Source organism: Flavobacterium sp. (assembly GCF_046317795.1).
GTDB lineage: Bacteria > Bacteroidota > Bacteroidia > Flavobacteriales > Flavobacteriaceae > Flavobacterium.
Window position 1 is genome coordinate 1 of sequence record NZ_JBKCVI010000012.1, and the last position, 12,480, is coordinate 12,480.

Consider the following 12,480-nt stretch of genomic DNA (forward strand, 5'->3'; position numbering starts at 1 on the left):
GCATCTCGTCTTTTTGGACGAGAGGAACAAAAAATGTATCGAGAACCGTTTTTAATGAAATTTTTCTTGTTCTCGATACGATTTTCTATCGAAAATCACTCGAACTGACGAAAAATTATCATTAAAAACTAATTACACCCAACGGGTTAATTTAAACTATTTGTTTATTAAAAACTATTTTTAAATTTTAGAAAAATAAAAAAAAAGGTGTTTAAAACACCTTTTTTTATAATTAAGTGACTAGAATTATTCTACTACTATTTTCTTTACCTCTTTTCTATTTCCATCTGTAATAGTCATTAAATAAATCCCTGCTTGAGTATTGTTCAACTGAATGGTTTCGTTAATTATAGCTTGACTAGCGAAAGAGTTTGCATATATTTTTCTTCCTCTCATATCGTAAACAGTAACGTTGATTTCGTTTGAAACTGGGTTATTATATTGAAGTGTAAAATTACCACTATTAGGATTAGGATAAACTGTTATATCTGAGGTATCAAATTCCTGATTTTCTAGAGTGCAACCAAAGTCAATTCCCCACGAAACTATATTTCCAGTATCGGCATTATAAAAATCTTGAACAGTTAATGTCCAAACACCATTTGATGGTTTTCCATTAAAAGCTGATAATGCTTGTACTGGGCTTACTGTACCTGTAGTTGGACTTCCACATGGTGGAGCAGGAGAACCGTCTTGGAAGGTTACGTTCAATCCCGAAGATTGTGGATTATTACAAGTTCTATTCCATAAATTGATTTCTGTACCGTCTGGGTGTTTTAATTTAACAACTAAATCTCCGATCCAAGTATGACTTGTATTGAACGTGGCTTTCATGTTGTTGATCGTAACATTATTTGGAAAATTAATTGTGCGGACAGCAGCAGCTCCTGGGGAATTTGCTGCAAGCCCATCAGGTATAGCTGTTCCAGGACTTTCAGAAGCAACGTTACAATCAAATCCTAAAGTAATATTTTTGGAAACGGCATAAAAAATATTTCCAACAGCTTCAATCAACAATCTACAATTTTGTGTTGGTGTACTAGGCATAGTAACTGATTGTGATCCATCATTTGGAGTATTGGCTACTAGAGTAGAAAAGGTTGTTCCACCATCTGTAGAAATCAATATATTCACATTTGCAGTATTCATACCATTAGCTGTAGTTCCAGCTACATTCCAAGTCAAGGTTTGAGTAGAGCCCAATTGCCATGAAACATTAGTATTTGGACTTGTAAATTCAAATGCACCACTGATATTTACTACTTGAACTGTAATTGCTCTTGTGTTGGTTTGTCCACCACCTAAAACATTATCTCTAACTGTGAGACTAAATGCTAAATTTCTAGGAACCGAAGAAACGGTTTCCCATGTATTCACTAATTGACCTGCAAGTACATTTTGAAATGCTGGCATGAATCTCACTGGCGATGCATTTGGAACAACTGATCTAAAATTTGGGCCATCCGTTTTTGTAGGCGACGGAAAAGTTGAAGTTCCTCCTACTACTGCTGCATCATTATTCTGTTCCCAATTATACGTTAACACTTCACCCGCAGTACCTACAGCAGAACCTGTTAATTTAAAAGCGGTGTTAATAGGTATTATGGCTCCAGAAGCTGTGACTGTGGGTCTAGGGTTCGTTACTGCTAGACTAGTGCTAACGGGACAAGTTTTGGTTTCCATATTTGACTGTATTTGCAAAATACTTCTATACGTAAAATAATCATCAGAATTAGATTGCATATCTGTGCCGCCGCCACCAATCCCAGCATAAGCCATGATTGTAGAACCACTCCCTGGTTCAACGTTTACCGTATTGTTTTCGGTAGTATGTGTAAAAGTATGGTTTGCTCCCATTTGATGTCCCATTTCATGGACTACAAAATCAATATCAAAAGTATCTCCCGCAGGAACACCGTCTAATGGTGAAGTAATTCCACTCCCTTTTAATGCATCGCATACACATCCTATACAACCTGCACTTCCACCACCACCTGTTGCGCCAAACAAGTGGCCTATATCGTAGTTTGCTGCACCAATTACATTGTTTAATGTAGTTTGCAATTGAGAGTTCCAAGCAGCTGGTGCAACACCACCAGTAACTGTTGAGTATGGATCAGTTGCAGCGTTGGTATAGACTACCAAATTATTATTAGGAATAATTATAAGTTTAATAGCTAAATCTTTTTCAAAAACACCATTACATCTTGTCATTGTGGCGTTCATTGCGGCTAAGGCCAAAGCGACAGTTCCTCCATGATATGCAGTGTACTCAGCTGTACATGATAAAGCCAATCGCATTGTTTTGTATACCTCATTATTAGCCATGACTACATTGCCATTTCGATTCAATTCCTCAACTACTGCAGAATCTTCTGTAGAACAAACAAAAGGTAAGTTACCTTTAATTCTTGTTTTAGAGTCAAAAACCACATAAACTGAACGGTCTTTGGTGTAAGGTTCTATAAACTCTGTACCAGAACCTGCTCTGAAAATCATGGTTTGTATTCCAAGTGGCGAAAAACTAAAATTTAATGTTGCGTAAGGATCTGTGATTCCTTTACCAATATAAGCTCTAATTTCGGGATAACTTGCCTGTAAGGACGGATCAAAATTGGAAGACTCCCAAATCATAAATTTTTCTAACGAACCATTTGTATTTGGTAAAGAAATTTCAACGCCCGGAAGTCCAGACGAAATAGTAGCCACATTTGCAAGCAATTGCTTAAACTGAACAGCATTAAATTGAACTAATTTTTGATTTAATGAATAATCTGTTTGTCTAACTTTTTCAGAGTTAATAGTCTTATTGCTATCAAAAAGTTGCCAAGGAGTGTTTTTTTGAGCAAAAGCACTTGAAAGTGTAATTGTTAAAATTACAAGAAGTAATGTTTTTTTCATGATTATTTGGTTAATTAAATAGTGTATTATTTTTTAGTTGATAGTATTATTTGTGTTCTAAAACTGAATAACTAAAAAAATTAAAAATCTAGCTTTCAAAGATAGTTATCTTTCAATAATCTGCAAATTTGAGTTGGTTATTTTAAATACTTTTAAACAAATCTTAATCACTTCTCTCTTATTCGCAATATATTATTTGTTTTATTAAGTATTATATTATATAATTCATGTTCCGTTTTTTAAATATAAAGTTAAATTAAATAGAAAACAAAAAATCCAGAAATTTATAAACTCTAAGGATTTCTATTAATACTCTTTTAAATTATTTTTTTTCATTTCAAAAATCTATTTTTGCTTTTTAATTATTTCACTTTTCTTGAAAATAGTCAACTCCATAAAATCTTTTAGCGCTAACAAACCAACAATTGTAACTATCGGTACATTTGATGGTGTGCATCTAGGGCACAAAAAAATATTAGAACAAATTGTTGAAAATGCCCATTCTCAAAATTGTGAAAGTTTGGTGCTTACCTTCTTTCCTCACCCAAGAACCATTCTTCAGGCAGATTCTGAAATGAAACAGCTTAACACCTTAGCTGAAAAAACAAACTTATTATCAGCATTAGGGATAGACAACTTGGTTATTCACCCTTTTGATGCGGCCTTTTCAAGATTAACCGCCGAGGAGTTTGTCAAACAAGTTTTAGTAGATACTTTCAAAATTAAAAAAATTATTATTGGACATGACCATCGCTTTGGCAGAAATAGAACAGCAAACATTGATGATTTAATAGAATTTGGAAATAAATTTGGATTTGAAGTAGAAGAAATTTCTGCAAAGCAAATTAACGAAGTTTCCATCAGTTCCACAAAAATTAGAAACGCACTGACAGAGGGAAATATTGAGTTAGCCAATAATTATCTTGGATATTACTATTCGTTAACAGGGATTGTTTCAAAAGGAAAACAACTTGGTAGAACTATTGGATTTCCTACTGCCAATATAAAAATTGTAGAAGAGTATAAACTCATTCCTCAAAATGGCGTTTATATTGTTCAAAGCAACTTGGATGGAATAATGTATCATGGCATGATGAATATTGGCACTCGACCAACAGTTGATGGGACAACGCAAACCATAGAAATTCATTTTTTCGATTTTCAAAAAGAACTCTACAATCAAAAGATTACCATTTCGCTATTACACCGAATGCGCTCTGAACAAAAATTCGAGTCAGTGGATGCTTTAAAAAAGCAGTTAGATAAAGATAAAATTACGGCTCTTGCTATTATAAAAAAGCTGTAACTATCTTACGGTAGTTTAGGTACAAATGCGAAACTCACGTATTTGTTTGTAATAACTTTCTATTAATACATTTCAAAATTGTTACTTAATAACAAATTAACTACTTTTGAAGCACGATAAACAAGCACCTATGAGTATTACAAAACACAATTGGACCAAAGAAGAAATTATTGGGATATACAATAAACCTTTGATGGATTTGCTATATGAAGCAGCTTCTATTCACAGAGAACAACACGATCCAAATGTAGTTCAAGTATCCACTTTATTATCTATAAAAACTGGTGGTTGCCCCGAAGATTGTGGCTATTGTCCACAAGCGGCTCGTTATCATACTGATATTGAAGGCAATGATTTAATGACAGTTAGTCAAGTAAAAGCACAAGCGCTACGTGCTAAATCCAATGGCTCATCAAGAGTTTGTATGGGTGCAGCATGGCGTAATGTAAAAGATGGTGAAGAGTTTGACCAAGTTTTAGAAATGGTAAGAACCATCAACAAACTGGATATGGAAGTGTGTTGCACACTCGGAATGATAACCGAAAACCAAGCACAACGTTTAGCTGAAGCGGGATTGTATGCCTACAACCATAATTTAGATACCTCAGAAGAGTATTATAAAGAAGTAATTTCTACTCGCGCTTTTGATGATAGAATTCAAACAATTGAAAACGTTCGTAAAACTAATGTAACGGTTTGTAGTGGAGGAATCATTGGCATGGGCGAAAGTATTGAAGATAGAGCCGGAATGTTAGTGGCACTTTCCACTTTAAACCCACAACCAGAATCGGTGCCAATAAATGCTTTAGTGGCAGTAGAAGGAACGCCAATGGAAAATGAAAAACCAGTTGAGATTTGGGAAATGATTCGTATGGTAGCCACTACTCGTATTGTAATGCCAGAGACGCAAGTGCGCCTTTCTGCTGGTAGAACCGAAATGTCTCGCGAAGGTCAAGCCATGTGTTTCTTTGCTGGTGCCAATTCTATTTTTGCTGGCGATAAATTACTAACTACTCCAAATCCTGATGTAAACGAAGACATGAAAATGTTTGAAACTTTAGGGTTAGTAGCTCAAAAACCTTTCATTAAAATCATGCAGCCCAAAACAGTGGAAGCTGAAGACTCTCAATTTACTACCTTAGGTGAAAAACCCAAATGGACAAGACCAGGTCATACCATAGCACGCAACCTTGAAGCGTCTACTAAAGGTAAATAAATATTAATTTTACCTCAATAAAAAAGTGCCAATCTGAAATTTAGATTGGCACTTTTATTTTAAGTAGAGTTGATTACAACACTATTTTTCTTGTAACCACTAAGCCGTTTTCTAATCTTATCTTCACAATTAGTGTTTGCTGACTTATAGAAATGTTAGAAGCCATAAATTCAGTAGTATTTATTCCATTAGCTTCAAACAATTGTCTGCCCAATATGTCGTAAACCATTACGCCTTGTATGTTATCGATGGATGACTTGATTGTCAACTCACCATGATTAGTAGCAACAAATACACTATTGTTTAACGATTCGAAGTCAGGGTTGTTTAAAGATTCAGAGGTATAACGCAATACAAATCTATTGTCAAAACGGCCTGCATCAACAGAAAAATTGTAAGGTGCAAGTCTTAAATCGTGAATGATATTCAATAAGTTGTCCTCTAAAAATATAGGTTGTCCTTGTTCAAACAAGCCATCTACTGCACTGATGGCTATTTTATAATTCCCCGCTGTTGCTATTTTTATACCCAAGGCCACAGAATCTGTATCAGTAAAAGGCAATGCTCTTCCTTGTATGCAATATTCTTGTACCGAATCATTATCAACAAACGAATAAATGTCCAAACTGTTGGCTTTAGTTACCGCATCAAACAATCTGTCTTTTTCGTTAGATGCTGTTTCAACATAGCCAATTAAGGTTCTTTTTACTACATTTTGTGGAGAAACAATGTCTAACCAAATACGGCTTTTCTCTTCCTCGCCAACAATAGTTTGCACTTCCAAAGCATTTCTATAAAATTGTGTATTGTTATAGGAAGCGTTAGTTGTTGTATTTCTTCGCATACTGTTATTGAAATTAACTGCACCACTCGCCGCTGGTCCATCTTCCATCAATACAAAAAATCCTTGCCCTGAAGCAATCATTCCATTAAAACCTGTTGGTCCACTAACGGTTCCTGTTCCATTGTATATAATGTAATCATTAGAAGTATAATTTATAGCAAAATCATCATAAAACGGATCTATTATGGCAGCACTTGGTTCAGTGCCATGTGACCAAACGTAAACAAAACCTTCAATATCAGGATTATTAGCATTCAATAAAAAAGTTAAAGAATTTATCGCTGATGGGTATGGATTTCCAACTAAATTCCAGTTGTCATCCCATTTTGTGGTACTGCCAATCACAGGATAAGAAAGTGGTGGATCGGTGATAAGTCCTTGAATGTTTCCTCTAGAGATTGGTATACTGATTAGACCATTATTAGGTTGTCCTCTAAAAGTAAAAGTATTGGTTGCTGGAGTACTTGAACCGTTAAAAGTTCTGGCAATATATCCTTTTCCAAGAGTCATATTGATAGTTGCTGGCGCAATCCAATTTCCAAAAGTTCCGTTTGAATTTGGAAAAATCGGATTCCATTCGTATCGAAATCCATTAGGTAAATTGGAAACTGCAAACAATTTTGTAGGCGCACTCCAGTAAACGTAGTCAATATCTCTAGCCGTGTAAGCCCTTTTTACAGTAAACTTTGTCCCCGAATAATCCCCGTTATTAGTATCGTTGTCGTTCACTTGTATCAATTGACCGCCTGTTTCAATAATGACATCACCATTATTAGTCAATCGATTGTTTACTCTAATGTAATCATTAGGAAAAGCGGCAGAACCTATCGTTACAAATTTGTTTGTTTTTACTTCTAAATCTCCTGTGGCAATCAAGATATTGCTTGTTGCTGTTGCAAAATCATTATCTAAAATAACATTGAAAAAATCTTCGGGATTGGTGTGCACGTTATTGTTAATCACTTGAGGCAAACTACCCACAAAAGAAACCGTTCCATTGCCTTCTAAAAAGTTGGCGGTAGCTACACTATTGGTGAAATTTTTATACAAAAATAAATTGCCATCAGCAGTACTATTATTACTATCGTCCATATCGAGCACACCTGTTGTGTTTATCAACAAATCGCCATATACCTCAAGTTTATTGTTGGCATTGGCTTCCAGTTGTACTTTTCTTCCTGAAATGGTTAAGTTTCTAGTCTTGGCAATATTTGAAAAAGAAGTTGAAAATGGTGCTGTAAAATCTATAATGGCATCTCGAGCTGCTGTGGAAAATAATACTACATCGGTAAATTCATCAGGTACCGATAATTGCCCCCAATTGTTACAATCATACCAATTAGTGCTGATTCCTCCAGTCCATCGATTAAAAGTATCTGATGCCGAAATAGAAAATGGTGATGGTGATGGACAAACACCAAAAGAAGTTGTCCAGTTTGCAGTATAATTTAATATTTCAAACAACAAAAACTGCGCAGTTCCTGTGTTAGGTGATAAATCGTAACTAACGCGATATGATGCTGGTGAAGTGCTAGCTTGTAATGAAGCACATAATAATTTAGGATGTTTTCTTGACCTTCTTAAATTATTTCCAGTGATTCCACTCAAATCATCTGCTAAATCATACCAAAGTCCTCCATCTTGCACTCCTGAAAGCACCGTTCCAACAAAAGTGGAACCAGCAACATTATAACTAAAATTCCCTTGCAACAGGAACATAGAATCAGGAGCGCTTGTTGAAACATTTACATCAGCGTGATTGGTTAACAATAATGTCCCATCTGCTCTTTTTCCTGTTGTAGTAAAACTGGTAAATGAAGTTGACGTAGGCGAAATTGCAGTTATAGTAGTAGATGTATCGCTTAGTTTAGTAGTTATACAAAAAACAGATCCTGCAGGAATAGTTGTAGCACCAGTATAGTTAAACTCTAAAAAAGGAACGTTCCCATCGGGAGTTGTTGTACAGGTAAACCATTTATCGGTTCTTGTATTGCTTGCAGGCAATCCTCCAGTTTCATAAGTAGCATTGGCCCACAAAAAGCGGGTACCTGGATTAATATCCACCATCGTCAATAATCTAATAGAATCATCACCACCGGACAAATTATTATCATAAGCAATCAAAACTAAATCGCCTGTTTTCAAAACCGTAGGATTAATATTGAGCGGTGTGACACTCACTTCTACACCACTACTCCATTCTGTACCATTTCTAACAAATAGTTCTAAATAATAAGTAGTGCCATTGGTTAATCCTGTAATGTTGACCAAGTTGCCACTCGAGTAATAAACTGCTTGATTGAAGCCAGCAAAAACAGTGTTGGGCGTATACGCCAAGTTGGTACTTCCTGTTGGAACAAAAGTAATTCCAGGTGTTGCTGTCACCACAACCAATACTTGATCATAACAAGCTGCAGTTGGATTGACCCAAGAGAGCGATGCGGAAGTGTTTCCAGCTGTGGTGGAAGCACTTGTCACGTTGGGAAGTCCTATTGTTGGTGATGTAGTGGTTGCCGTTGCCGAATACAAAGTGGAAGCACCATTATTTTTATAAGCATAGACCGCAAAAGTATAAGGCAACCCAGCTGTAAGTCCTGTTACGGTAACACTAACGTTGGCCGCTGCCGTGGTTTTATACAAAACTCTCGATGTAGTGGCATTATAGGTTGGGGCTAATGTATAGTCCAAATTTGTTGTTTGTGTTGGTACAAAAATAGTAGTTACTGTATTAGGCACTGCACCTTGTCTGACCACTAATAAATACCCATCATAACTACCTGTAGCTGGTGCCGTCCAGTTTAAAACCTGAGTGGTGTTTGTCGTACAACCTCTAGTGAGACTACCCGGAACAGCGGGTGGTGCTATAGTAATGGTTTGAAATCCTGCTACACTAGCACTTCCCGATTTAGTTCCCGTAGTAAAAGTCAAATCAGCATTGGCAATAGCATTTATACCAATGGTATTACCTGCGATAGCTCCAGCAGCAATAGTAGCAGTAACCCAAAAATAACTAGTACCAACAGGCAAACTCACCGTAGGCGAAAGAGAAAAAATTAATATATCACCCGAACCTGTTGCTGTGGAACTGAGAGTACCGATGGCAGTAGCTGTAGCAAAATTATTGGCCGTTGAGTTGCGCCATAGCGTAAAACCACTCACCACAATATCAGCGGCAAGATACGAACCACTTGTGGCAAAAGCAGCCGTAGTGAGTGATGCTGCCGAATTGGCCACTGTAGTTTGAAACGTGGATAAAATATGATTGGTAGTGCCTTGACCCACATTGGCTATCGTAACTTGAGCACCGTTATCGGCTAGAGTGACTGCGGGTGGTGTTGAAGTGGAAGCCACACCATTAATAACCACATTATCGATACCAAATGAACCTCCGGCAGCTTCTGCATTCCAGGCATAGAATCGAAAAGTGGTTGCTCCTGAAAGTGCGTCATAACTTGCTCCAAGAGTAATAGTATTTCCATCATTTGCTGTTGTTGAAGAATCAAGCACCTGAAAAATATTGGTAGCTACCACAGATAAATTTGTATTAGCCGGTGAAATACTCGCTGGCAAATTAGTAGTATAATCTATACTAGAACGAACAGCAAACTGTCTTGGTCCAGTTCCCGAACGCTGAGATCTAAAGGTAATTGAATTAATATCCAAAGTATAGCCTGCACTAGGTGTAATAGTTACTTGGTAATATTTTCCAGCGTTAATTACACCTACGAAAACATCACTTCCATTAGTCGCGCCTGTATCCCAATTTGTGAATGAAAATCTTCCCGTAGCATTAGGATTTGCAGGTGTTCCAACAGCAATAAAAGAACCAAAAGTAACGCCTGTAGCTGTTGGTACCGGCGTTGGATCTGTTAAACCTGATGAACCATTTGTTACAGAAGCAAAATCATAGATTGCTGTAAAAGCTTGCCCATAAGAAAACACATTACCAAGAAACAAAGTAACAGCAACAAGTAATACTCTAAATTTCATAAAATGAATTTCATATAGTTTAACAGTCATTCGCCAGATTGTGTGACACAAAAAAAGCTAAGAAATAATGAGTAGAAAAGGGAGTGCAAAACTACTGCTAAATTACTATTTCACAAGGGTTTCGGTTTAAGAAATTATTAATAAAAAGGTGTATTTTTCAACAATTGTAATACTAATCATTAAAACCATTGATTTTGATTGTGTTACTGAGTAAAAATGGAGTCTCCTATTTCGTTTTTCGCTGTTATAATCATAGAACTTTTAAAGTTAAAGTGTTAGTAGTTTTGCTAACTTTGCCTCATTAGGATTCACTTCACACCAATGAACGAAAAACTAACCCTCACTGAAGCCCAACTCAAACTAGAGTATTACTGTTCCTATCAAGAGCGCTGCCATCAAGAAGTAGTGCAAAAGTTATACGACCTCGGCATGAAATCACATGAAATAGATGCCATAGTCGTGCATTTGTTGCAAAACAACTTCCTCAACGAAGAGCGTTTTGCCCGCAGTTTTGCCCGAGGCAAACACCGCATCAAAAATTGGGGAAAAATCAGAATAGTCAACGAATTAAAATACAGACATATTTCTACCAATAATATCAATTTTGCTCTAACCGAAATCTCCGAAGCCGAATACCAAGACACTTTCCACAAACTAGCCGAACACCATTGGGAAACCATCCGAGAAAGCAATGTACAAAAAAAGAAAAAGAAATGGTGCGATTATTTATTGCGCAAAGGATGGGAAAGCAACTTAGTCTATGAGAAGATGAAGGAGTTATCTTCTTCGACAAGATCAGACTGACACCTCAGTATTTAATTGTAATCCTAGATAATACAATTACTCTTTTTACAACAAATACAATAAAAAGCACTTTGTCACACTGAGCTTGTCGAAGTGCAAACCTCAATTGTCCGAGACACCCGAAACTTCGGGACAGACTGACATCACTTTGTGAAGTGACCGTAGTCAATTGAATAACTCGTCCTGACCAGTTGATTACATCATCGGGCAGAAACTAAAATACTCACTGCATTACCCCCAAAACCAACGGCATTAATCAACACATTCCGAATATTTTTTCTAGGATTAGTCTCAGAAACATAAGGAATGCCAACAAAAGTATTGTGCTGCATCATCATCAGTGCCAATTCAAGACTCAAGATACCGGAAGCACCAAAAGTGTGTCCTATTTTCCATTTGTTGGTAGTAAGCATAGGGAGTTTGTCTTTAAACAATTGTTCTATCGCTTTATACTCCGAAGTGTCTCCTTTTATAGTGCCTGGTGCGTGCATAACAATAGCATCAACCTCATCCAATGGCATGTTTTTCAACGCCATCGCCATCGATTTTTGAAAACAAATCGCTTCGTTTGATATTGAAATATTATGTTCTAATTCGTCTGTGGCATAACCTATTCCCGTGATGTAACCCAAGGCGATTTCCTTTTCTCCAAGTTCCAAGCAAGCCAAAGCTGCTCCTTCGCCAAGTACCATAGTATTTTTGGATTTAGTCAAATCAAAAGCTCGGCAAGGGAACTCTTGTTGTTGTTTGGCATAAATCTTTAAAGCATGCATCTGTGCTAAGGTAAAAGCAGTTAAAGGCGCTTCACTTCCGCCTACTAAAAACTTCGTCGCCATTCCCGATTGCAACCAAGCCACAGCATTCAACACGGCATGCAAAGCAGTAGAACAAGTAATGGAGTGCGAAATTTCGGGACCTTTGCTTTTTAAATCGTGCGCTACCCAAGAGGAAATATTTCCCAAAGTTGTCGTAGGTGACGTCAGGGTCGCTGTTTTACCAGTGGCTATAAATTCGGAATGGTATTTTTCGAACAATTGAGTGGCACCACGAGACGATCCAATATTTATACCAAAATCATCACCTTTATGCCAACCTGCATTTTCAATAGCTTTTCGAGAAGTAAGTATAGCCATTAAAACGGTTTCGTCTAACGCTTTGTACTTACTATCTTCCTTGCGCAACCCATCAATTTCCTTTCTGATTTCAGCCGCAATAGTAGCCACAAATTGGCCTTTACCATTAAAATCTTTTGTAGTAATTAATGTTTTCGGAGAAAGATAATTGTTCCAAATTCCTTCGGGAGTATTTCCTAAGGGAGAAAAAGAAGCGAGAGAAGTTATGGCTATTTTGGTTTTCAATGTTATGCTTTATTTTACCGCAAAGGTCGCAAAGTTTTTCGCAAAGTGCGCAAGGTTTTTT

General features: G+C 36.8%; 6 protein-coding genes. 3 read left to right on the forward strand and 3 right to left on the reverse strand.

What is annotated here, in order from left to right; translation table 11 throughout:
• Nucleotides 1–246: 246 nt before the first annotated feature.
• Nucleotides 247–2,901, reverse strand: a complete 2,655-nt coding sequence (locus tag ACK5ON_RS00780; protein ID WP_409818983.1) for a reprolysin-like metallopeptidase — start codon at nt 2,899–2,901, stop codon at nt 247–249.
• Between the two features lie 376 nt (nt 2,902–3,277).
• Between ACK5ON_RS00780 and ACK5ON_RS00785 the strand changes: the two genes are divergently transcribed.
• Nucleotides 3,278–4,207 carry a bifunctional riboflavin kinase/FAD synthetase gene (locus ACK5ON_RS00785; protein ID WP_396175510.1) on the forward strand — a complete coding sequence of 310 codons (930 nt, stop codon included), beginning with the start codon at nt 3,278–3,280 and terminating at the stop codon, nt 4,205–4,207.
• A gap of 130 nt (nt 4,208–4,337) precedes the next feature.
• The gene (gene bioB, locus ACK5ON_RS00790) at nt 4,338–5,423 is read left to right on the forward strand and encodes a biotin synthase BioB (protein ID WP_409818985.1); all 1,086 of its coding nucleotides are present in this window, start codon (nt 4,338–4,340) and stop codon (nt 5,421–5,423) included.
• A gap of 73 nt (nt 5,424–5,496) precedes the next feature.
• Here the strand turns inward: bioB and ACK5ON_RS00795 are convergent, their stop codons facing one another.
• Nucleotides 5,497–10,257, reverse strand: coding sequence for a T9SS sorting signal type C domain-containing protein (locus tag ACK5ON_RS00795; RefSeq protein ID WP_409818987.1), 4,761 nt, complete (start codon nt 10,255–10,257; stop codon nt 5,497–5,499).
• A 321-nt stretch (nt 10,258–10,578) separates the two neighbouring features.
• Here ACK5ON_RS00795 and ACK5ON_RS00800 point away from each other — a divergent pair, with 321 nt between their 5' ends.
• Nucleotides 10,579–11,061 carry a regulatory protein RecX gene (locus ACK5ON_RS00800; protein WP_409818989.1) on the forward strand — a complete coding sequence of 161 codons (483 nt, stop codon included), beginning with the start codon at nt 10,579–10,581 and terminating at the stop codon, nt 11,059–11,061.
• A gap of 200 nt (nt 11,062–11,261) precedes the next feature.
• Here ACK5ON_RS00800 and ACK5ON_RS00805 read toward each other — a convergent pair whose 3' ends face one another.
• Entirely contained in the window at nt 11,262–12,419 is a 1,158-nt protein-coding gene (locus ACK5ON_RS00805; protein ID WP_409818991.1) for a beta-ketoacyl synthase N-terminal-like domain-containing protein, read from the reverse strand.
• Between the last annotated feature and the right edge of the window lie 61 nt (nt 12,420–12,480).